Origin of the sequence: Paenibacillus sp. FSL H8-0280 (genome assembly GCF_045040665.1) — a bacterium.
Lineage (GTDB): Bacteria > Bacillota > Bacilli > Paenibacillales > Paenibacillaceae > Paenibacillus > Paenibacillus xylanexedens_A.
Map to the genome: position 1 here is coordinate 317,899 of NZ_CP150296.1, position 22,444 is coordinate 340,342.

Below are 22,444 nucleotides of genomic sequence, written 5' to 3' on the forward strand. Positions count from 1 at the left end.
GAGAGTATCCCCTACGGGTCATAATATGGAGGCTTAGCTCAGCTGGGAGAGCATCTGCCTTACAAGCAGAGGGTCGGGGGTTCGATCCCCTCAGCCTCCACCATATAAACTTTATAACGACGCGGGGTGGAGCAGCCCGGTAGCTCGTCGGGCTCATAACCCGAAGGCCGCAGGTTCAAATCCTGCCCCCGCAATTATACTTTCCTTTGAGAAAGTGATCTGGAACCGTGGTGTAGTTGGCCTAACATGCCTGCCTGTCACGCAGGAGATCGCGGGTTCGAATCCCGTCGGTTCCGCCATTTTTTTTAATGTAGTAAGGCTCGGTAGCTCAGTCGGTAGAGCAGAGGACTGAAAATCCTCGTGTCGGCGGTTCGATTCCGTCCCGAGCCACCATTTATAACACCATGTAATACGCCGGTGTAGCTCAACTGGTAGAGCAACTGACTTGTAATCAGTAGGTTGGGGGTTCAAGTCCTCTCGCCGGCACCATGTAATCCTGGAGGATTAGCGAAGCGGCCAAACGCATCAGACTGTAAATCTGCTCCCTTACGGGTTCGGTGGTTCGAATCCATCATCCTCCACCAGTTTTTCTATGAGTCATTAGCTCAGTTGGTAGAGCACCTGACTTTTAATCAGGGTGTCGAAGGTTCGAGCCCTTCATGACTCACCATTATATGCGCGTGTGGCGGAATTGGCAGACGCACTAGACTTAGGATCTAGCGTCTTTGACGTGGGGGTTCAAGTCCCTCCACGCGCATTCTTTATTTGCGGAAGTGGCTCAGCGGTAGAGCATCGCCTTGCCAAGGCGAGGGTCGCGGGTTCGATTCCCGTCTTCCGCTCCAATATTTTGCGCCCTTAGCTCAGCTGGATAGAGCGTTTGACTACGAATCAAAAGGCCGGGAGTTCGAATCTCTCAGGGCGCGCCATTATAACTTCATATTTTGCCGGCGTGGCGGAATGGCAGACGCGCTCGACTCAAAATCGAGTGGGAAACCGTGGAGGTTCGAGTCCTCTCGCCGGTATAGATAACGGGATGTAGCTCAGCTTGGTAGAGCACCTGGTTTGGGACCAGGGGGTCGCATGTTCAAATCGTGTCATCCCGATTGTTGTTATGCGGGTGTAGTTCAATGGTAGAACTTTAGCCTTCCAAGCTAATAGCGTGGGTTCGATTCCCATCACCCGCTTATATATTGAAAAAGAAAGAGATGGTACTCACCGTCTCTTTCTTTTTTTGCATTCACAGGCATATTGACCAAGATTGTATACAAAGATCACGGATTATTTGGCTGAATATAATGTACCAACATGTATCCCATCCTCACGATATATTCCCCCTCATTTAAATCAGTTCTTAGTCATTGTAGAAGTGTTCAAATAGAGAAGGTCTAACACATGTTCGAACACAAGAATATCTTTTCTTTAACACATTTCATAAAAACGCTTACAAAAATAGCTTGCGTAAATCATTAACCTGTAATACCATATCAATTAAGCGCTTAACCTTTAGAGGTAAGGCGCTTAAACTTAACGTAGATTAAGCGCTTAACCCGTAAAGGAAAGGACGGCGATCAATTCATGAATACAATTCGATTAACGATGGCTCAGGCACTGCTTCGATACCTGGATCAGCAATATATCTCTGTTGACGGGGTGGAAACCAAGTTTGTGAAGGGAATCATCGGTATTTTTGGACATGGCAATGTAACAGGCATTGGAGAAGCGCTGGAGCGCAGTCCGGGAAGCCTGACGTATATGCAAGGCAAGAACGAACAAGGCATGGTGCATACGGCAGCGGCTTATGCCAAGCAGAAGAACCGTAGACAGATCTATGCATGTACAACATCTATTGGACCTGGTGCTTTGAATATGATTACAGCGGCAGCTACTGCAACGGTGAACCGGATTCCGGTTTTATTGCTTCCAGGAGATAACTTTGCTACACGGGAACCAGACCCGGTACTTCAGCAGTTGGAAGTGAGCAGTGATTATACAATCTCAGCCACTGATCCATTCAAAGCCGTCAGTAAATACTGGGATCGCATCGTTCGTCCTGAACAGTTGATGATTGCTGTTACACAGGCCATGCGTGTGCTAACCGATCCAGCAGAGACGGGAGCAGTAACGCTCGCACTGCCGCAGGATGTGCAGGCAGAGGCGTACGATTATCCAGAATCGTTCTTTGCCCGCAAAGTACATTATCTAGATCGTCGCCCCCCGGTACAGGCAGCCATTGAACGGGCAACGGAGCAGATTGCCCGAGGCAGGAAGCCGCTGCTCGTTGCAGGCGGCGGTGTGTTGTACTCTGAGGCGTCCGCCCAACTCGTGGAGTTCGCCGAGGCATTTGGTATTCCGATCGCCGAGACGCAGGCGGGCAAGAGCGCAGTCTCTTGGGACCACCCACTGAATGTGGGGGCCATCGGGGTTACCGGCTCTCTGGCAGCCAATAGGCTGGCGAGAGAAGCAGACGTTGTGATCGGCGTCGGTACCCGGTTCTCGGATTTCACGACGGCGTCCCGCTCTGCTTTTCAACATCCGGAAGCTTCATTCATCAACATTAACCTGAATGGTATGGATGCCGCCAAGCTAGGCGGGGAAGCCATTCTGGCAGATGCACGCGAAGGATTGCAGGCTTTGCAGAAGGAATTGCAGCAAAGACAATATCGAAGTGCATATGGCGCATCCGAAATCGCTGATCTCCGCGCTGAGTGGAATGCAGAAGTGGATCGGCTGTATGCAGCTCAACATGAAGCAGGGCTGGCACAGACTACAGCAGTTGGCATCGTTAACCGGACCATTGATCCATCCTCCGTTATTGTGTGTGCGGCGGGCAGTCTGCCAGGCGATCTGCATCGTCTGTGGCGTGCGGCTGAACCAAAGACGTATCACATGGAGTATGGGTTCTCCTGTATGGGGTACGAGGTAAGTGGAGCGTTCGGAGCAGCACTTGCCGAGCCGGATCGTGAAGTGTACGCCATGGTAGGGGATGGCAGTTATCTGATGCTGCATTCGGAGTTTGTGACCAGTTTGCAGGAACAGAAGAAGATGACTATTTTATTATTCAACAACAATGGATTCCAGTGTATTCATAATTTGCAGCGGGAACATGGTAGTGACGGGTTCGGCAATGAGTTCCGTTATCGGGAATCCGAGAGTGGACGACTGACCGGGGATTACATGCCAATGGACTTTGCAGCTCACGCCCGAAGCATGGGAGCCAAATCCTATAGAGCGGAGACAGCAGAACAGCTGGAACAAGCACTCCGAGATGCGAAGAACGAAACAGTGAGTACGTTGATTGAGATTCCGGTCGTGCCTGGAACCAACGCAGGTGGATACGAGTCATGGTGGAATGTGGGTGTACCTGAGGTATCTGTCGAAGAGAAGGTAGTTCATGCTCATCACACCATGCAAGCCAACCGTGCCAAAGCAAGACCGATTTAATCCGGTTTAATATAGTGAACCACAATGTTGAACGACAAAGGAGACGTGGAGCAATGAGCAAGCTGCCATTCCAGCTTGGGATTCATCCGATCAATTGGGTCGGTGAAGATGTGAAGGAGCATGGTGATGCGACAACGTGTGCACAGATTCTGGATGACATTCAGCGTCTTGGGCTGACAGGCACAGAGATGGGACGTAAATATCCAACTGATCCTGCTATATTGCGTGAGGAATTGAGTAAAAGGAATATCAATCTGGTCTCCCAGTGGAAATCGGTACTGTTCTCCGATCCGGTGTATCGTCAGTCGGAGTTGGACGGTTATCGCAGACATGCGGAATTTCTACAATCCATGGGCAGTAAGGTGATTAGTACGGCGGAAGTAGGCGGGTCGCTTCATTTTGATCCAAGACGAACTCCGAATGAAAAAGAAGTGCTCAGACTCAACGAATCTGAATGGCATATCCTCGCTGAAGGGTTGAACGAAGCAGGAGCTATCGCCCGTGAACACGGGTTGAAGCTTACGTACCATCATCATGGAGGCACGGTGGTAGAGCAACCGGATGAGATTGATCGACTGATGGAGCTGACAGACCCTTCTCTCGTGTATCTGCTCTATGATACTGGTCATGCCTACTATGGCGGAGCCGATCCACTTGAACTGCTGCGCAAACATTATGATCGGATCGCCTATATCCATCTGAAAGATATCCGCCCGCATGTGCTGGATGAAGCACGCGCGGAGCAATCTGACTTTGTCGGTTGTATTCGTAGAGGAGTGTTCACCGTACCAGGGGATGGATGCATTGATTTTGCACCAATTCTGCAAGAACTGATCACACGAGGGTACGATGGCTGGGCGATGCTTGAAGGAGAGCAGGACCCTGCGATTCATAACCCATATGAGTATGCGAAGCGATCTTTGAACTATATGGAGTCGTTATACCAACACAGCTGATTCGTTTAGCATTGCAGCGGTCAGAGGCCACACCTATGAAGTGAAAAAGGAAGAAGGCCAGCAAGAGTATAACGTTACGATTGGAAAATAAAACTGACTTACTCTAGCCGTTAGAGTTCTTACGATGGAATGAGTAACTAGTCTAGATATCCATATACAACATGGAAAATCCCACTACAGAAAGGGGCTCACATGCAATGACTTACGTATCCTTTCCGGTATCCAGGAAGAAGGATTTCACCGCGATTGGCCGCTTGTGCATCGACTTGAACGCCAATGAGATCAATCGCCCGATGGAAGAGACGATGACGTTCACGAAGTATGTAGGTGGCTCTCCGGCCAATATTACGATTGGCATGTCCAGATTGGGTATGAAGACGGCTTTTATCGGCAAAATCGCAGGTGACCAGATGGGCAGATTCATCCAGAGTTATTTGGAGAAGAACGGCATCGACACATCAAATGTAGTTACAGATGACACCGGAGCGGTGACGGGGCTTGCTTTTACCGAAATTAAGAGCCCAACGGATTGCAGTATCCTGATGTACCGGGACAATGTAGCGGATTTGTTATTACAGGCGCAAGAGGTGCAAGAGCAGTTGATTGCTGACTCCAAAGTGCTGCTAATCTCAGGCACAGCCCTCGCGCAGAGCCCATCCCGTGAAGCCGTATTACAGGCACTAACGTATGCGAAAAAACATGGCACAGTTATTGTGTTTGATCTGGACTATCGTCCATACACATGGATATCGGACGAAGAGACAGCGGTATATTATAACCTCGCAGCCGAGAAATGCGATATCATCCTCGGCACACGTGAAGAGTTCGACATGATGGAGACATTCGACCACAATCCGGATCATAGCGATCAGGTAACTGCACAGAAATGGTTTGATTTCTCAGCGAATATTGTAGTAATCAAACACGGCAAGGAAGGGTCCATTGCTTATACGCGTGAAGGGCTTTCTCACCGTGCGGACAGCTATCCGGCAAAAGTGGTCAAAACGTTCGGTGCAGGCGACTCCTATGCGGCCGGCTTCCTATATGGATTGATGCAGGGCTGGACGATTGAGCGCAGTATGGCGTATGGCAGTGGCGCAGCAAGTATCGTTATTTCAAGCCACAGCTGTTCGGATGCAATGCCAACGGTCGAACAGGTAAATGACTACATTGAACGTTGCAATCGGGGCGAGATCACCGTGTCTTGAAGCTCGTTGCAATACTTTGAATAACACACTCATACAGATCAACATCAATCATATAAGTTCAACATAAGGGATCACAGATAAGCGAAGGGAGACAGGGCTATGGGAAACGGAATTACTGAAGCGTCTGCAACAGCGACAATGGTACAAAACTGGATCGGAGGTGCCTGGGTAACCCCAGTGTCAACTCGCACGGAGCCAGTGGTGAATCCGGCCACGGAAGAAGTTATTGCACATGTGCCACTGTCCGAACAAGCGGACGTGGATCTGGCGGTTCAGACAGCACGAGAAGCGTTTAAATCCTGGAGCAGCACACCGGTTCCGCGCCGTGCACGTATTCTGTTCCGCTACCAGCAGCTGCTGGTAGAGCATTGGGAGGAACTCGCTCGCCTGGTGACGCTGGAGAACGGTAAAAGCTACGCCGAAGCGTACGGCGAGGTATTGCGTGGCATTGAGTGCGTCGAGTTCGCGGCAGGTGCCCCGAATCTGATGATGGGCAAACAACTCCCTGACATCGCGACAGGACTGGAGTCGGGCATGTACCGCTACCCGATCGGTGTTATTGGGGGAATTACCCCTTTCAATTTCCCGATGATGGTACCGTGCTGGATGTTCCCGCTGGCTATTGCGTGTGGTAACACCTTTGTCCTGAAGCCGTCCGAGCGCACACCGCTACTGGCAGGCCGCCTGGCAGAGCTGTTCAAGGAAGCAGGGCTTCCGGACGGCGTGCTCAACATCGTTCACGGGGCGCATGATGTAGTGAACGGTCTGCTTGAACATAAGGATGTTCAAGCGATCTCCTTTGTCGGATCACAACCTGTGGCGGAATACGTCTACACCACTGCATCCAAGCATGGCAAACGGGTACAGGCACTGGCTGGTGCCAAAAACCACTCTATCGTTATGCCGGACGCCGATCTGGATCTAACCGTGAAAGAGATTACCAGCGCAGCTTTTGGTTCAGCAGGGGAGCGTTGCATGGCATGTGCGGTTGTTGTGGCTGTGGGTGATGTGGCTGACGAACTGGTACAAAAGCTGGTGGAAGCGGCAGACCGCATTAGCATTGGTAACGGCATGGATGAGGGCGTGTTCCTCGGTCCTGTCATCCGTGGACCACATAAAGAGCGTACACTCAGTTACATTGAAGCCGGAGAGCAGGAAGGCGCGGCATTGATTCGGGATGGACGTAAGGATCAGGCGACAGGTGAATCCGGTTATTTTGTAGGGCCAACGGTATTCGACCAAGTTGATAGCAATATGAAAATCTGGCAGGATGAGATCTTTGCTCCAGTACTCTCGGTGGCAAGAGTGTCTACGCTGGAGGAAGCAGTTGAGCTGGCGAACCGTTCCGACTTTGCCAACGGGGCGTGTCTGTTCACCCGCAGCGGAGCGAGTATGCGTCAATTCCGTGAAACGATTGATGCGGGCATGTTGGGTATTAACTTGGGCGTACCTGCACCAATGGCATTTTTCCCGTTTTCCGGTTGGAAAAAGTCCTTCTACGGTGATCTGCATGCCAATGGTACGGATGGTGTTGAATTCTACACTCGCAAGAAGATGGTAACGGCGCGCTGGTAACAACCAGAGCATCACTCGGGCTAAGGGAACGCCTAGCCCATATGGACGCACATAGGGAGGATAACGGAATGGGCAAGGACAAAGTGAGAATTGGCATCATCGGTGCTGGACGGATCGGCAAAATTCATGCAGACAATCTCCTACGCAACCCGCATGCCGAGATTGTGGGAATCAGTGACTTGTTTGCAGGTCCTGAATTGGAGGCTTGGGCCTCCGACCGTGGCATCCCTGTTGTAACAACGGATAGCAGCCAGTTGATCTCGATGCCTAATGTAGACGCGGTGCTGATCTGTTCTTCAACAGATACACATGTGCCGCTGATCGAACAGGCCGCTCAGGCGGGCAAACACATCTTCTGCGAGAAGCCGGTCAGCATGGATCTGGCACAGACCCAAGCGGCTGTAGCGGCAGTTCAGAAGGCTGGCGTGAAGCTACAAATTGGATTTAACCGCCGCTTCGATCACAACTTCAGACGGATACGTGCGCATGTGCAGGATGGTACGATTGGTGATCCACATATTATCAAAATTACGTCTCGCGACCCGAGTCCGCCTCCTGCGGAGTATATCCGGGTGTCTGGCGGGATTTTCATGGATATGATGATCCACGATTTTGACATGGCTCGGTATCTGTCCGGGAGTGAAGTGGAAGAAGTATACGCTCAGGGTAACGTGCTGATCAATCCGGTCTTTGCGGAACATGGGGACGTGGATACAGCGATTGTAACGATGACGTTTGCCAATGGAGCGATTGGTGTCATTGATAACAGTCGTCAGGCTGTATACGGGTATGACCAGCGTGTTGAAGTGTTTGGCTCGATGGGCAGCGCCGCAGCGGCGAATGATCATCCGAATACGGCTGAAATCAGTACAGCGGCCGGGCTCATGCGCGACAAACCGTTACACTTTTTCCTGGAACGCTACAATGAAGCGTATGTACAGGAGACAGCCCTCTTTATCGATGCGATCATTCATGATACACCGGTTATCGTAGATGGCGACGATGCAGTACAGGCAGAACGAATTGCGCTGGCAGCAAAAATGTCCATGGAGCGGGGAAGACCTGTGAAGCTGAGTGAAGTTCCTGGGATGTCACTGGAATCGCAAACGGCAACGCCATAGTGGATGATTAAAGTCACTTTTTTCAATAGAGGACATGAATAGTCCAAATTTTGTTTTTTTATAAGTATCAGGTTGTTGTGGACGACTACAGAAAGGAGTGGATGGCAAGATGTCAGAACGTATTGTGAAACCTGTGGTCAACCCTGAGGGAGACGGTACACTTATAAACGTAACACCGGAGTCGGCAGGATGGGAATATGTTGGCTTTCAGGTAGCGAAGCTGGCGGAGGGGGAGACGCTAACCCGTGAGAGCGGTGATCAGGAACTCTGTGTGGTGCTTCTCAGTGGTTTCGCCAATGTAAGTACCCGGGAGCACACATGGGATAATATCGGAAAAAGAATGAGTGTTTTCGAGAAAATTCCGCCGTATTCAGTCTACGTCTCAACTTCCGATCAAGTACAGATCACAGCACGTACCGAACTGGAAATCGCTATATGTGTTGCACCAGGTAAAGGCACGTACCCGGCTCGTCTCATTGCACCCGAAGATGTAGGGGTAGAGGCAAGAGGGTATGGCAATCTGGAACGCCAGATTCACAACATTTTGCCGGAACAGAAGGAAGCAGACAGTTTGCTTGTTGTTGAGGTATTCACACCAGATGGGCATTGGTCCAGTTACCCGCCACATAAGCATGATCGGGACGCACTCCCTGACGAATCTTTGCTGGAAGAAACGTATTATTTCCGTGTGCAGCCTGAGCAGGGGGTTGCCATTCAGCGCATATATACGGATGATCGTTCTGTGGACGAGACGCTAGCAGTGAAAAACGGTGAAGTGGTGCTTGTTCCGGACGGATATCATCCGGTAGGTGCTCCTCCGGGGTATGAGGTCTACTATCTGAACGTGATGGCCGGCCCAACTCGGACTTGGAAATTCCATAACGACCCTGACCATGAGTGGTTGATGAAAAAGTAAAGCAGTTCATGCTACGCACATTGTGCTGGCTTCAAGTTGCGTATGCAGACTTCCCCCTGCATAATGAGAAGAAGAGAACAATTATCTATGTATAACGAAATTTATATATAGCACAAATGGGGAAAAAAACAATGAAAGCAACCATATACGATATAGCACGCGAGGCGGGTGTATCCATTGCAACCGTCTCGCAGGTCATTAATGGCAAAGGCAAGATCAGTGAAAAGCGGCGCGCCGAGATTATGGAGATTATGGAACGCCTTCACTATCAGCCCAGCGCGATCGCAGCTGCACTTACAGGCAAGCAGACGTATACATTGGGGCTGCTCGTACCGGACATCTCAAACCCGTATTTTGCAGAACTGGCGAGAGCGGTCGAGGATCGAAGCCGTCAATTGGGCTACAGCGTGGTCATCTGCAGTACGGATAATAAGGACGAGCGGGTAGAGCGTTACCTGAATCTACTTCAGCAAAAAAGGGTCGATGGCATGATGATCGGAACCGGGATCGATAATGCCGAAATTTTGTCACCCCTCTTGCAACAGTCAATACCTGTTGCTCTGATTGCCCGTCATATGCCATCGCTGTCGGTACATACGGTCACCATTGACGACATACTCGGCGGAGCACTCGCAGCGGAGCATCTGCTTGAACTTGGGCATACTCGTGTAGCGGTTCTGTCGGAACCGTCCAAAGTCAGCAGCAGCCAGGAACGTGTACGCGGATTTCGTGAAACCCTGATTAAGGCAGGTCATACGCTGGAACCGAATCAGATCCGAGAATCGGCAGCAGACCTGAGCTCGGCCAAAAAAGAGGCGCTACTGCTGCTCGGTGAGAACGATCACCCGACAGGTTTGTTCTGTTGTAATGACATTCAGGCCATTGGTGCTCTTCAGGCAGCCAAAGAGCTGGGGCTACGCGTGCCAGAGGATGTGTCGATTATCGGGTTTGATAATACCATTCTTGCTTCGGTAACCAGTCCACCACTTACGACCGTTGCCCAGCCAATTGAAGAACTGGGACATCGCGCTGTAGATCTGTTGATTGAAGAGTTAAAGGATGAACAAAAAGAGCCACAGAAGATTGTGCTGAAGCCTGAGCTGGTCATCCGAGAATCAGCAGGTCGTGTATTGAGCTGAAAACAATTAGGTTTCTGATGTAACCTGATCAGTTGTGAGGCCAAGTCTACGTGTGTCATATTCATGCTCGGGATAAGGGTATCGTCTTACCTGGTTCTGATTAGGTGATAAAACAATATAACAAAGTCATGAACAAGCCGCGTTCACCCTATGGGAGAACGCGGCTTGTTCATTTAAATCTTCAATTTTAGTGTAGCCCAAATGTATCGTAATTGAGGGACCAGAGCTAAGAAATGACATTGGAACAGAAGAAGTGAGATGATATACTGGAATGTATCAATAATTACCAATTTATATGTTTTGTGTAGGTATAGAAAGGGGATTGGGATGAGTAGACAAATCAAGATGATTATGGGTATCGCCATGATTATTGTTTTTTTAGCTATTGCAGTGCGTATGTATACCTCTGGTCAATATACTATGTATATCCCTAGCAAACATACGACGTTTCGAGCAGAGGTTACCGATCATATGACGATGCTGGATACATTGGATCGACTGACGATTAGGAAAATTTCCAACAATGAACCTTATAATGAAGATGATGAAATAACGATTACAGATCCCAAAGAGATTAGAGACATGCTGAAGCTGTTAAAGGATGTTGATCTTAAAAGAGTAGGGGAATTCGACGTTTCCGAAAGGAATCCGCACTACTATGAGTGGCGACTTACCATTAATAAAGAAGGTCGCTTTACCGATGGATTTGGACTGACGTTTTATAATGAAAAGTCCATCTCAATCTACAGCGAGGCAAAAACGAGAGACAAACTTGAGGACTACGAGATTACCAATGAGTTTAATCTGAATGAGATGGACCGCCTTTTTGAAAAGCTGAAGGAGGAGCAAACATGACCAAGACCAACTATCATGTACGCCCTATTGAAGAACAGGATATCCCTTTCCTGTGGGAGATGTTATACGCATCCCTGCATAGAAGAGAAGGTGATGAACCTTTTCCAATCGAAAGTATTCATACTCCCGGACTGTCCAAATACGTTGAAGACTGGGGGAGAGAAGGGGATTTCGGGTATGTTGCAGTTGACCAGCAGGGCAAGAGACTAGGTTCAATAACATTAAGATTCTATACGGATCAGAATGCGGGATACGGTTATGTGAATGCAGCTACGCCAGAGATGGGGATGGCTGTAACGGAAGATGCACGTGGAAAAGGAGTAGGGACCTTACTGCTTCAGACCGCATTAGATGAGGTTGAACGGCGGGGAATTGCAGCAGTCTCGCTCAGTGTTGACCCGGATAACCAAGCGATTCGCTTATATAAGCGGTTAGGATTCGTGGAGGAGTCCCTAAATGGTACATCGGTAACGATGGTGCGTGTAAGTAAACTTGAATCTTAAATGATGAGCGTTCGGATCACTGGCAAAACTGAGTAAGCAAAGTGGAACTGCAAAAGAAAAGGCGCTTCCTCATGGGGAACGCCTCTTTCTGTGTGCCATGTACAGCATCGGTACCTCTCTTATTATACTTAGTCCGTATCACTTCAATATTATTTCAACAAAAATGCCAAAGCCTCGTCATACGTTTCCCATTGGAATTCAGTCTGGTGCGCCGATTCTTTGGAAATCCGATTCAATTGCATTTTGGCGATCGCACCACCTACAGCTACACTGGCTCGCTTCATACCCCACTGTGTCAGTAATTTCTGGTGTTCCACAATTTTTTCTTTGGTATCCTGAGGGAAAGCCTTCATGTTCTGCATATCCACTAGCACATCAAACGAATTTCCCAATTGTTCCGCTATTCTCTGGATTTCTGTATTCGCTTGTTCGACATGTTCAGGAGAAACAATACCTTCCCAGATAATTTCAATAATAGGCTTAGTTGAATCCAAACGTCTAACAGACATGTAGGCAGCTCCTCGATAATAAAATAATATGTAATATATGAGACTATAAGCCTATTAATTATACCTTTTTATAACGAGAATGAAAACTGAATACATAATATAGTGGTTCTTATGGACTACTTATTCCTAGGGAAGTTAAATTCAGGGATTGTTATCATATCGTCAATTGAAAGGAAGCTAAATAGCTAAAAGCCACCCAGAGGTTGAACTCCAGACGGCTTCTACAACTGTGACACGATAAAGTTAAGATAACTACTTAAATTAGAAGCCAATCTTCAAACTGTTACCTTCCGTTGCTACACCTTTGGAAAGGGAAATGCTCAGCTTTTGTTCTGCCGAGAAACCAAGTGTTTCCCCATCATGCAGTGTGACGTCGTTCTCAACCACATACGTTGTGGTCATAAACATCATCTCAAATACATCGCTTAAGGATTCAGACGATTGCATAATCTCCATCTCTTCTTTTCCAAAGTTACGTAGTCCGTAAGTGTAAGCTGAAGCGCCTTCGGCATTTTGGAATAATCCGATGAAAATCCAGAGCGAGACTGGCAACTCATCATGTTTGATCCCACGGCTGGTTTCGACATATTGACTGGCTTCAACAACAAGTGGGGCCATGTATATGGCCAGCGCGTGATCCAACTGTAACAAGGCATTCGCTGTTTGAGTGAACAGAACATGTCCCTCAATAGCATTTGTTGCGTTCAGAACAGAGACAATAATCTGAGACTGGTGCCGTGAGGTAACTTGCTCCGCTTCTCGCCAAAGGATGTTTAACTTGGCATTCTCCTCAACTTCACGGTCAGGCACAGGCGCAGCAATGTGAGCACATACCACCTGCATTCCATTCACTTCGAAAAAGAGATTGCCCTCCTCCGGGCGTTCTTCAATCTCGATATCCCATTCGTTCTTCATGTTCCTGATGAAGAGGTCAAAATCACAATCGTCACGCTCCAGCAGGACAAAACCCACGATGGTTTCACTGTAATTCGTCGATTCGACAGCACCGCCTGCAGGTACCTTCTCCTTTTTGCGCCGCCGAAGCTTGTCAAACAATCCCATGACATGTTCTCCTTCCAATTCCAGATCGATTCTGGTCATTGTACACTGCTATCTATTCACTACCTTACCATAAAGGAGTTAACATGAATCGAGGCAATGCACCATTCGACAGAAATTACAGGAACAGAACTAGCAACAACGCAATGATCGCAGGCAAACCTTGTTTGATAATGATCGATCGTGAAGAAGTTGCTCCTCCATAAAGAGCCGCAATAATCACACACGCCAGGAAGAAAATCTGAATATGCTGTCCAACGGCAGCATCCGGATATAGGAGTCCCCAGATCAGACCTGCCGCAAGAAACCCATTGTAAAGACCTTGATTGGCCGCGAGGGATTTGGTGGACTTGGCGAATTCCGGCGTGAGATTAAAGGTTTTCATTGTGCGTGGACGAGTCCACATAAACATCTCCATCACCATGATATAGAAGTGTTCGACAGCTACAAGAGCTACAAAAATAATACTAATCAAAGGAAACACCTTACTTTCTGATATGTAATTTATTTACTTGTCCATCCTAGTATAAATGTTTGCAACAAGAACGGAAAGAACAAAATTAATTTGTAACAATTTAATTGCGTATTATTAAAATTATTTATCGTTTTTCAGTTGAGTTATGATGTTGAAATTAAAAAAATGGTTACAAAGGTAAGCATACGCCGATTGTCGACAATCCATTCATTGGGTAATAATGAACAATAAAGAAGTAATATTGCTCAGGAAAGGGAGGAGATTACTATGGGAACAGTTCAATTCGTCATGTTGGCTGATGATCCATCCACATTTGTGACCCGAGTTGTACCTTTTATCGACATTGAGCTTGCAGGAATTCCGGGTGACCGTCATTATGGTCTGCTTCGTCCGGCGGACTCACGTCAGAAAATCTACAAGCGTGGCACACCGATTGCGAATCGCCGTCAGATCAGTATTGTGTCTGAGGAAGAATGTGCTCTTATTGCTGAGAAAATGAACATTCCTGAAGTGCGTCCAGAGTGGCTTGGTGCCAATATAATGGTCCGTGGCATTGATCGATTGACGGAACTACCTGCTGGAACGCGGCTCTTATTTCCGAACGGGACAGGGTTAATATGCGAAGGGGAGAACCTTCCCTGTGTGCATCCGGGGAAAATGATTGAACAATTCTACGAACAGGACGGTTTGCGCAAAAAATTCGTGCCTGCGGCTCGCAAAAAACGTGGGATTGTATGCTCGGTTGAACGGGAAGGTGTAATTCACACGGGGGATACCATAGAAGTCATTCACCTGTCCTGATTTTCAGGACAGGTTTCTAATTGATCAGCCCTCGGCCCTCACCATTCGGATGTCTAGAGTGTAGGTATTCCTCTGGTGTACTGCCAATAATGGACTTGAAATCTCGGATGAAATGGGATTGATCATGATATCCAAGATCCTGAGATAGCTTAATCAGGTCACAGTGAAGACCGCGGTCCATCCATTCTGCAGCATTTTGCAGACGATACAACTTGATTACCGTTTTGGGTCCGATGCCCACATACTGATTGAACAGGCGTTGAAGCTTTCGGGTATGTATATTCCAATGGGACGACAGATCATCGACTCTCAGCATCTCCCGGTTCTGTTCAATCTGTTGCACAATATCGTTAACCATTCTAGCTTGAGCATCTTCAGCAGGAAGGTGTGCACATAATAGCTGGTCGATGTAACTGGTTTTATCCGCATCATCCCCCGCCACAAGAAGACGGTCTTCCAAGGACTCCGCTGTGACGTCAAGAATATTGGATACATTCATCGGTTGTCCGTACAATGAAGAAACAGAAACCCGAAGGAAGGGATAAAACCCTCCTGGGTTGAACTTCACGCCAAATACACGACCTTTCCCGCTCACAAGATAGGAGAATTTACGTCCCGATGGTCCGAAGAAAAACGTATTGTTCCGTTCCACAATCAGATTGACACAGGGGTTAGGCACGACATGTTGGGGATACGGTTCAAGTCCAGTCAGATCCCATGATACGATCCAGTAATGTTTAACAAAAGGGCGAAGTGCTTCGGAAGGAGCATGGCGTGTTAGTTGATATTTATGATCACCTTCATTCAGATTCAACAGGCCCATACTTGGTCTGTCTCCTTGTTCTACCTGTTTCATCCGAATCATCCCTCCTGCTCATCTCACATTATTTAGGTTCTCTGAACAACAATGCCCGCACAGCAAAACGGGGTAAAATGAGTTGCCTACGCCATCTCGAAGGTTGACTGAGGAGGCGATAGAGCCATTCCAGGTTAAGCTTCTGCCATATCGCAGGGGCACGTTTGGTTTTGCCAGCCACGATATCGAGACTACCTCCAACACCTATGGCTACACGAGCGTTCAACTGGTGGCGATACTTATTAATCCAGTGTTCTGCCTGTGGTGCACCAAGAGCAACGATAAGAAAGTCTGGTTGAGCAGTACAAATCTCTTCCACAATCTGTTGTTCCTTATCTGCCTGGAAGTAACCATGGTGTCTACCTTTTACAACAACTCCCGGATAACGTTGCGCAATAACTTTCACGGCCTCTTCACTGACACTTTCTTCTGCTCCCAGCATGTAGAATGACCAGTGTTTTTGATCGCCTTCCTCTAATAAACGAAACAACAGATCACAACCGGTTACCCGTTCGGTCAATTGACCGCCCCGAAAACGGGATACCATCACAATGCCAGCACCGTCAGCCGTGACCAACCCGGCTTGATCGACAACCTTGCGAAGAGAGGCATTCTTTTGACAGGACATAACAATCTCGGGATTGCCTGTGACGACATGGAAGAGTTCATTGCTTTCCTGATCTACGACTTTATCAAGGATCGCAACGGTTTGATCCATCGTGACATTGGGAAAAGGGATACCCATAATATTTGTTGATTGGCTCATATCTCATTTCCTTTCTGATTCCGTCCCATGAGTGAATGGGGAACAAGCTTATGCATGTGAAGTTCATGTATCATACTGTCAATCAGATTATCGAATGCATGTACGTTTGGATCATAGTCGTGTAACAGATACAGTTTGCCCGAACGGCCAATGGCTGTGACTGCGGAATAGTAGTATCCGGTTAATCCAAGACAATAACAATCTTCATTAGCGTATTTCAAGATCGAATGCATCTCTGTGGAACAACGTAGTGTCTCTTCAGCATTCGGAATAAAATGAAATTCATATTCATGCCAGGGGCTTTCAGCCAGCACTTCCCCGGAGATGCGGCTATAGTATTTAAAATATATAATTTTATCTATTCCCCAAAACTCTTCTAGAAACGATCGGGCAGCCGGAAATAAATCTGCGGATGTAGGGCACTGCTCTATGTATGCCGAGATGTCAACGCATCGGTTCTCATACCAACCCGCTTTCTGCAGCAACTGAATCATTTGTTGATAGGGTAACAATGAGGATTGTGACGTTCCAGACATATTGAACAACTCCTGTTATTTCATTCCATTTTAGTATATCTGATCTTCTGGGAAAGCACTATATGGGCGCAACCTTTTGGATCGTGGTATAAACATTCCGGGAGAATTAAAGAGCTTATATTTTACCTGTTGTCGCGTTTTTACAATACGGCCTTTGGGGTATAACGATAGGATAGGAGTGCGAGGTTGGCAGATCGCGTATCCAATACATAAAGGGAGTGAGTCCATGGAACTGAAATATGAATTCTATATCAATGCAGGACTGGAACAGGTGTGGAATGCTCTAATATCACCAGACGGCACACGGAACAGCTTTTTCGGCAGTGAACTTCGCACCAATTTCCAACCAGGCCAGCCGTTTGCTTATGTAGGGCCGGGCAATGATGGTGCGGAGACTGTCCATGTGTATGGAGATATATTGGAATTTGAACCGTTGTCCAGACTTAGTTATCAGGAGCATCCCGGACCGTCGTACCATGCGAATCATGCCGAGCTTCAATCCAGAGTGGTCTTCCAGTTGGAAACTGTAGGTGAGTGTACAAAACTGACGCTGATCAATGATCAATTTACAGATAACCATCCTTCCATTGCGAATGCACAGAGCAGCTGGTGGATGATTCTAAGTAGCATCAAAACTTGGGTGGAGACGGGGAAAACACTGAATTTTGGGTGGTAGCTGGTAAGAGGTAGTCATTTAAGATTTATTTTCATAAAAAATAAAGGCATTTAAAATAAGAACCAGTGCTGATTCAGCGCTGGTTCTTATTTTTATGCAAAATTAAGACTATTGCTCTACATTTAATGTCTGATAATGTCGAAATATATATCATATGAGCTAAGAGGAGAAATGAGCATGTTTCGTAAACGTACTGAATCGACCAAACACCTTCGTACAGATACTCATCAGAAATTATTGGAGTATAGTCGTAAACTGGTAGCAAATGCAGAAAAAGGCGACTATGACGCATGGATCGAAGATGGCATTGAGTTTCAGGATACCGATGAAATAGCTAGTAATATCAAAAAAGCAGTACATATAATGAAATCACAAAACGAAGCCGTGGAAATGCGGCTTAGAATGCTGAATCAGGCGATGAATGTGGGATTATGGGAATCTGAAATTGTTGCTGGTGATCCACTGGATAACAATAATATCGTATCATTTTCGAATGAATTCCGCCAAATGTTAGGGTTCCATAATGCCAAGGATTATCCCGATTCATTTGCAAGCTGGGCGAAATCGATATATCCGGATGACAGACCCCAACTGGTGCAGGAGATTATGAAACATGTGAATGACACAAGAGCAACAACTGCCTATAACGTCATCAGCCGTATGATTACAAAAAGTGGAGAAATTCGCTGGTTCCGATGCCTTGGACAAGTCATCCGAAATCAGGCTGGCGTTCCAGTCAAACTTCTGGGCATCATGTTTGATATTCATGAGGAGAAGAGCAAGTCCGATGAGCTGGAAGCACTCGTCACCCGATATGATCTGGTTAACCGCGCCTTGGTGGAGGCACCATGGGATATGACCGTTGTGGCTGGAGATGTAGTTAATCCGAACAATGAATTTTGGTGGTCACCCCAGTTCCGTAAAGAGTTAGGGTTTAAAGACGAGCAAGATTTCCCGAATGTGTTCAGCAGCTGGAGCAGCCGACTTCATCCGGAAGACCATGATCGGACAATCAACGAATTTGCCAGACATATGAACGATTACAGTGGTCGTACGCCGTACGATCTGGATTATCGTCTGCAACGCAAAGACGGGGAGTATCGGTGGTATCACGCGGGTGGGGAGACCATTAGGGATCAGGATGGAGTACCACTCCGTGTAGCTGGAACCATTCGAGATGTAACCCATGAGAAGAATAAGGAACAGATCGTGGAAGCCATGAATCTGAAAACAAAACAATTATCGGAGTCCATTGGCGAGATGGTACGTGGAATCAACTCGATTACCGACCAGGCACAGGATCTGGTTACTGCACAGGAGTTATCTGCCGATGCAGCTATTCAAGTGAAAAGCAGTGCAGATGATACGAAGAACATCACCGTGTTTATTCGAGAGATTGCCAGTCAGACCAATCTGCTAGGGTTGAATGCAGCCATTGAAGCTGCACGAGCGGGAGAGCTGGGACTGGGATTTGGTGTCGTTGCAGGTGAAGTGCGGAAACTGGCTGATCACAGTTCGGAGGCCACAGTAAATATCGAAGATAGCATGCAGAAGATGAAAACATTGATTGATCAGATTCTTGAACATATCGGTAATATGTCCACGTTAACGCAAAATCAGGCTGCCTTGACACAGCAGGTGAATGCTTCAATGGATGAGATTAACACCATGTCACAGGATCTGGTTGATTACTCACGGAATCTATAATCTCAAATCCGTTTGTTGTAACATCACAATCATTGGCACACATCATCAACAAAAAAATCCACCGGGAAGCATTTCTGCTCCCGGTGGATTTTTTGTATCTCTATATATAGCTAAGATGTATAGCTTCAGTTTCAGCTATTGAATTAAACTTGTTGAACTTTGATCAGGTTTGTATTACCGGATTGACCGATTGGAACACCAGCGGACAATACAATGATGTCACCTTTTTCGATGTAACCTGTTTTGATTGCGTTACGCGTAGCCGATTCGAACATTTCATCCGTTGTCGTTACTTTGTCGCCCATAACCGGAATAACACCGGAGAGCAGGCAGATTTTCGCCAATACTTCTTCATGTTGTGTAACTGCGATGATTGGCGCTTTTGGACGATATTTGGAGATCATGCGTGCTGTGAATCCACTCTCAGTCGAAGTGATGATTGCTTTTGCATTCAGTACGAGGGAAGAACTTACAGCGCCCTGACTGATAACTTCAGTAATATCAGCGATCTGTTGAGCCGATTTTTGTGCGAATTGCTCTTTGTAATCAATCATCGTTTCAGCACGGCGAGCAACAGCAGCCATCGTGCGCACGGATTGTACCGGATATTTACCAGCAGCTGATTCACCGGACAACATCACAACGTCAGCACCTTGAAGTACAGCGTTTGCCACGTCACTAACTTCGGAACGAGTAGGGCGTGGGTTCACTTGCATGGACTCCAGCATGTGTGTAGCTACGATAACCGGTTTACCAGCGCGGTTACATTTATCGATCATTTCTTTTTGCATCATTGGTACGTCTTCGATCGGCACTTCAACCCCGAGATCTCCACGAGCTACCATGATACCGTCAGATGCTTCAATAATATCGTCCAGGTTCGTCATACCTTCCTGGTTTTCGATTTTGGAGATGATCTGTACGTGGTCTACACCGCGTTCTTTCAAAATGCTGCGGATTTCACGGATGTCATCGCCTTTACGAACAAAGGATGCTGCGATAATTTCGATATCGTTTTCGATCCCAAATCCGATGTGCATAACGTCACGCTCGGTTACACCTGGCAATGTCGTTTTGATTCCTGGCAAGTTAACCCCTTTGCGTGGTTTCAGAATGCCGCCACTGATGATTTTACAATGGATATCGGATCCTTCCACAGACAGTACAGTCAGATCTACAAGGCCATCATCGATAAGGATACGATCGCCAGGTTTCACAACGAGGTTCAGTTCTGGATAGTTTACCGAGATACGCTCAGCGTCACCGAGAATTTCTTCGGTAGTCAGGATCAGCTCTTTACCCGCTTGCAAATGGCAGGATGCTTCTTTCAGTTTACCGATACGTACTTCCGGCCCTTTGATGTCCATCATGATCGGTATATAGGTGTTCAGTTCGGAAGCTGCTTTGCGGATATTGTTAATCCGTGTAACGTGATCTTCCAGTTCGCCATGAGCCATGTTCAGACGGGCAACGGTCATACCTTCCTGAATCATTACTTTTAACAATTCGATTGAGTCACAAGCAGGTCCCATGGTACAAATAATTTTTGTTTTTAACATGCTAAATTTCCTCCTCATATTTAAGCTTATATGTGTATTGTAGCGTTTTCTGTCGAATCAGGGTATGAACTATAGTACAATGATTAGAGTATAGTCCGATAATGAGGTGTGTTATGGTCACTCCACTTGAAGTACGACATATTAATGGTGTCGGTTGGTACGAAGAAGCTGTGCAATCTCAAGAAACTTGGCGGCTTAGCCTGGTTACTTATGGAAAATGTGTATATTGGGTGAACGGTGATAAACAGATCATGGAAAAGGGTGAATTACTCCTCATTCCAGGTGGTACCCCATATTACGGCAAGAGTATTCCTACAGTAACGCACACACAGATTGTAATTCAACTGCAACGCGACCATATGGAAACTTTGCCTGCACTGGAACGGTATGAGGCTTTGCGGCATAAACCTGGATGTTACGAACTGATCCATCAACGCATGAGCGCTATTTATCAACAATGGCAGGAGCGTCCGTCTTATTATGTCATGATGAGCCAAGCCTTATTGATGGAAGTGTTGATTTATATGAACAGGGAGCTTGATCGTGGAGTTATCCCGCCGGAGAGGCATAATCATGTTGAGCGGATGAAGCGATACATTGAGCGGCATTATCGGGAGAAAGTGACGAAGGAAGAACTCGGGGACGAGATCAATAAAACTCCCAATTATGCTGCCGCATTATTCAAAAGCATGACAAATCAGACCATCAGTCAATATGTCCATGATCAACGGATGAAACGAGCCATATATCTGCTCACCGAGTCACAACTCTCCATCCAGGAAATTGCCGAATTTCTCGGCTACCGGGATCTGTCTTATTTTTACCGCATATTCAAACGTATAACCGGAAGCCCACCGTCTGACCTTCTTCATGAACGGCCACCTATAGCATGAAACGCGTAGTCCAACCCAAATAAAGTTCTTCTATATAAGTAGGTTTAATTCAATGAGTACAAAAAAAGAGGGCCTATGCCCTCTTTTGCTGTATAGCAGGATCATCATCCCACCTGTTACATCTATAAATGTCGTTATACATGACTGCTTGGGTTAGAAGCTGTGAGTGGCTGCTTGCCTTTTTTTCGCGCCTGCCCAAGACGAAGAGCAAAGACATGTACAGTCCAATACGCGGCCTCAGCAAACAAAATGCCTCCAGCGATGTCCAGCAAGGAATGCTGTTTTACAAACACCGTCGAAGCAATGATCAACCACAGCCATACCGACCAAGAAATCCGTGCCAAAGGCTTAAAGTTCAAGTGTCTGTTAATCACAATAAACAGCAAATAGCTGGTCAGAACGTGAACACTTGGGAAACAGTTGAAGGGCGCATCATTTGTATAGATAAACTGTACTAACACGCTGCTCAGATCAGTTCCGCCGACCTCCGGGCGCGGGACATGGGTAGGGAACACCGCAAAACAGACATTGGCAGCCATGACACCAACATTATAGGTAATCAACGTACGCCAGAATAGCGACTTGTTCGTCAGACCCAAATAGAGAAACCCAAGATACAGAATGGGCATCCAGCTAATGTATGGATAAATAAATTCTTTGATAAAAGGAATCTGTGTGTCAATCCAAGCATAATTGTAGAAGACATCACTTCCGGTGTTACTGCCTAGAAATACGTAAATGGAGCCTTGGAGCGGTATGCACAGAATAGCCAGTAAATGCCCCCAGCGCTGAAAGAATGCTTTCATAGTATCCCCCTGATTTCATTATGCATTGTGAAACTATCGTTAATGGGTACTTCATAGATATATGACGTTGAAGAGTCGCAACACCCC

The 22,444-nt window shown here is 47.1% G+C and carries 21 protein-coding genes and 13 tRNA genes; 26 read left to right on the forward strand and 8 right to left on the reverse strand.

Going from position 1 to position 22,444, the window contains the following annotated elements:
* The first annotated feature begins 27 nt into the window (after positions 1-27).
* From MHI12_RS01420 to MHI12_RS01525, 22 genes are all read left to right on the forward strand, one after another.
* Positions 28-103 (forward strand) — tRNA-Val (locus MHI12_RS01420).
* A gap of 17 nt (positions 104-120) precedes the next feature.
* Positions 121-194: transfer RNA gene (locus MHI12_RS01425), tRNA-Met, on the forward strand.
* Between the two features lie 27 nt (positions 195-221).
* Positions 222-299 (forward strand) — tRNA-Asp (locus MHI12_RS01430).
* Positions 300-317: 18 nt separating this feature from the next.
* Positions 318-393 (forward strand) — tRNA-Phe (locus MHI12_RS01435).
* 20 nt (positions 394-413) lie between these two features.
* Positions 414-489, forward strand: a tRNA-Thr gene (locus tag MHI12_RS01440).
* 9 nt (positions 490-498) lie between these two features.
* Positions 499-584, forward strand: a tRNA-Tyr gene (locus MHI12_RS01445).
* Between the two features lie 10 nt (positions 585-594).
* Positions 595-670, forward strand: a tRNA-Lys gene (locus tag MHI12_RS01450).
* Between the two features lie 6 nt (positions 671-676).
* Positions 677-757 (forward strand) — tRNA-Leu (locus tag MHI12_RS01455).
* Between the two features lie 10 nt (positions 758-767).
* Positions 768-842: transfer RNA gene (locus MHI12_RS01460), tRNA-Gly, on the forward strand.
* Positions 843-849: 7 nt separating this feature from the next.
* Positions 850-926, forward strand: a tRNA-Arg gene (locus tag MHI12_RS01465).
* A gap of 17 nt (positions 927-943) precedes the next feature.
* Positions 944-1,022, forward strand: a tRNA-Leu gene (locus tag MHI12_RS01470).
* Positions 1,023-1,029: 7 nt separating this feature from the next.
* Positions 1,030-1,103, forward strand: a tRNA-Pro gene (locus tag MHI12_RS01475).
* A gap of 10 nt (positions 1,104-1,113) precedes the next feature.
* A tRNA-Gly gene (locus tag MHI12_RS01480) sits at positions 1,114-1,184 on the forward strand.
* A gap of 391 nt (positions 1,185-1,575) precedes the next feature.
* Entirely contained in the window at positions 1,576-3,441 is a 1,866-nt protein-coding gene (iolD, locus tag MHI12_RS01485) for a 3D-(3,5/4)-trihydroxycyclohexane-1,2-dione acylhydrolase (decyclizing) (RefSeq protein WP_405171306.1), read from the forward strand.
* Between the two features lie 53 nt (positions 3,442-3,494).
* Positions 3,495-4,397, forward strand: coding sequence for a myo-inosose-2 dehydratase (gene iolE, locus MHI12_RS01490; RefSeq protein ID WP_341005807.1), 903 nt, complete (start codon positions 3,495-3,497; stop codon positions 4,395-4,397).
* 197 nt (positions 4,398-4,594) lie between these two features.
* Positions 4,595-5,605, forward strand: a complete 1,011-nt coding sequence (iolC, locus tag MHI12_RS01495; protein WP_405171307.1) for a 5-dehydro-2-deoxygluconokinase — start codon at positions 4,595-4,597, stop codon at positions 5,603-5,605.
* A 99-nt stretch (positions 5,606-5,704) separates the two neighbouring features.
* On the forward strand, positions 5,705-7,180 hold the full coding sequence (locus MHI12_RS01500) for a CoA-acylating methylmalonate-semialdehyde dehydrogenase (protein WP_405171308.1): 1,476 nt from the start codon (positions 5,705-5,707) through the stop codon (positions 7,178-7,180).
* 68 nt (positions 7,181-7,248) lie between these two features.
* Entirely contained in the window at positions 7,249-8,301 is a 1,053-nt protein-coding gene (iolG, locus tag MHI12_RS01505; protein WP_405171309.1) for an inositol 2-dehydrogenase, read from the forward strand.
* Positions 8,302-8,410: 109 nt separating this feature from the next.
* Positions 8,411-9,217 (forward strand): 5-deoxy-glucuronate isomerase, encoded by an 807-nt coding sequence (iolB, locus tag MHI12_RS01510; RefSeq protein WP_405171310.1) that lies wholly within the window; start codon positions 8,411-8,413, stop codon positions 9,215-9,217.
* Positions 9,218-9,348: 131 nt separating this feature from the next.
* Positions 9,349-10,356: a LacI family DNA-binding transcriptional regulator gene (locus tag MHI12_RS01515; RefSeq protein WP_405171311.1), complete on the forward strand. Its 1,008-nt coding sequence runs from the start codon at positions 9,349-9,351 to the stop codon at positions 10,354-10,356.
* Positions 10,357-10,683: 327 nt separating this feature from the next.
* The gene (locus MHI12_RS01520; protein WP_405171312.1) at positions 10,684-11,211 is read left to right on the forward strand and encodes a hypothetical protein; all 528 of its coding nucleotides are present in this window, start codon (positions 10,684-10,686) and stop codon (positions 11,209-11,211) included.
* On the forward strand, positions 11,208-11,714 hold the full coding sequence (locus MHI12_RS01525; protein WP_405171313.1) for a GNAT family N-acetyltransferase: 507 nt from the start codon (positions 11,208-11,210) through the stop codon (positions 11,712-11,714). Before MHI12_RS01520 ends, MHI12_RS01525 begins: the two co-directional genes overlap by 4 nt.
* A 149-nt stretch (positions 11,715-11,863) precedes the next feature.
* On the opposite strand, the gene MHI12_RS01530 is transcribed toward MHI12_RS01525, so the two are convergent.
* The 3 genes from MHI12_RS01530 to MHI12_RS01540 form a co-directional block, all read right to left on the reverse strand.
* Positions 11,864-12,223: a hypothetical protein gene (locus MHI12_RS01530; protein ID WP_405171314.1), complete on the reverse strand. Its 360-nt coding sequence runs from the start codon at positions 12,221-12,223 to the stop codon at positions 11,864-11,866.
* A 261-nt stretch (positions 12,224-12,484) separates the two neighbouring features.
* A complete protein-coding gene (locus MHI12_RS01535; protein ID WP_405171315.1) occupies positions 12,485-13,324 on the reverse strand; it encodes a DUF4261 domain-containing protein in 840 nt (279 codons plus the stop codon).
* Between the two features lie 76 nt (positions 13,325-13,400).
* Positions 13,401-13,757: a DUF1304 domain-containing protein gene (locus tag MHI12_RS01540; protein ID WP_179198648.1), complete on the reverse strand. Its 357-nt coding sequence runs from the start codon at positions 13,755-13,757 to the stop codon at positions 13,401-13,403.
* Positions 13,758-14,024: 267 nt separating this feature from the next.
* On the opposite strand from MHI12_RS01540, the gene MHI12_RS01545 reads away from it, so the two are divergent.
* On the forward strand, positions 14,025-14,558 hold the full coding sequence (locus MHI12_RS01545) for an MOSC domain-containing protein (RefSeq protein ID WP_405171316.1): 534 nt from the start codon (positions 14,025-14,027) through the stop codon (positions 14,556-14,558).
* Positions 14,559-14,574: 16 nt separating this feature from the next.
* On the opposite strand, the gene MHI12_RS01550 is transcribed toward MHI12_RS01545, so the two are convergent.
* From MHI12_RS01550 to MHI12_RS01560, 3 genes are read right to left on the reverse strand one after another with little or no spacing between them, the layout of a single operon-like run.
* Entirely contained in the window at positions 14,575-15,414 is an 840-nt protein-coding gene (locus MHI12_RS01550; protein WP_405171317.1) for a DUF6597 domain-containing transcriptional factor, read from the reverse strand.
* Between the two features lie 28 nt (positions 15,415-15,442).
* Positions 15,443-16,180 (reverse strand): WecB/TagA/CpsF family glycosyltransferase, encoded by a 738-nt coding sequence (locus MHI12_RS01555; protein ID WP_405171318.1) that lies wholly within the window; start codon positions 16,178-16,180, stop codon positions 15,443-15,445.
* Complete coding sequence (locus MHI12_RS01560) at positions 16,177-16,716, reverse strand: SUKH-3 domain-containing protein (protein WP_341005817.1); 540 nt, start codon at positions 16,714-16,716, stop codon at positions 16,177-16,179. Before MHI12_RS01560 ends, MHI12_RS01555 begins: the two co-directional genes overlap by 4 nt.
* Positions 16,717-16,942: 226 nt before the next feature.
* Between MHI12_RS01560 and MHI12_RS01565 the strand changes: the two genes are divergently transcribed.
* The gene (locus tag MHI12_RS01565) at positions 16,943-17,392 is read left to right on the forward strand and encodes an SRPBCC family protein (RefSeq protein ID WP_036671932.1); all 450 of its coding nucleotides are present in this window, start codon (positions 16,943-16,945) and stop codon (positions 17,390-17,392) included.
* A 177-nt stretch (positions 17,393-17,569) separates the two neighbouring features.
* On the forward strand, positions 17,570-19,099 hold the full coding sequence (locus tag MHI12_RS01570) for a PAS domain-containing protein (RefSeq protein WP_405171319.1): 1,530 nt from the start codon (positions 17,570-17,572) through the stop codon (positions 19,097-19,099).
* Positions 19,100-19,242: 143 nt separating this feature from the next.
* Here MHI12_RS01570 and pyk read toward each other — a convergent pair whose 3' ends face one another.
* Entirely contained in the window at positions 19,243-20,658 is a 1,416-nt protein-coding gene (gene pyk, locus MHI12_RS01575; RefSeq protein ID WP_036607968.1) for a pyruvate kinase, read from the reverse strand.
* Between the two features lie 113 nt (positions 20,659-20,771).
* On the opposite strand from pyk, the gene MHI12_RS01580 reads away from it, so the two are divergent.
* On the forward strand, positions 20,772-21,551 hold the full coding sequence (locus tag MHI12_RS01580) for an AraC family transcriptional regulator (protein ID WP_047841163.1): 780 nt from the start codon (positions 20,772-20,774) through the stop codon (positions 21,549-21,551).
* 134 nt (positions 21,552-21,685) lie between these two features.
* Here the strand turns inward: MHI12_RS01580 and MHI12_RS01585 are convergent, their stop codons facing one another.
* Positions 21,686-22,357 (reverse strand): phosphatase PAP2 family protein, encoded by a 672-nt coding sequence (locus MHI12_RS01585; protein ID WP_405171320.1) that lies wholly within the window; start codon positions 22,355-22,357, stop codon positions 21,686-21,688.
* Between the last annotated feature and the right edge of the window lie 87 nt (positions 22,358-22,444).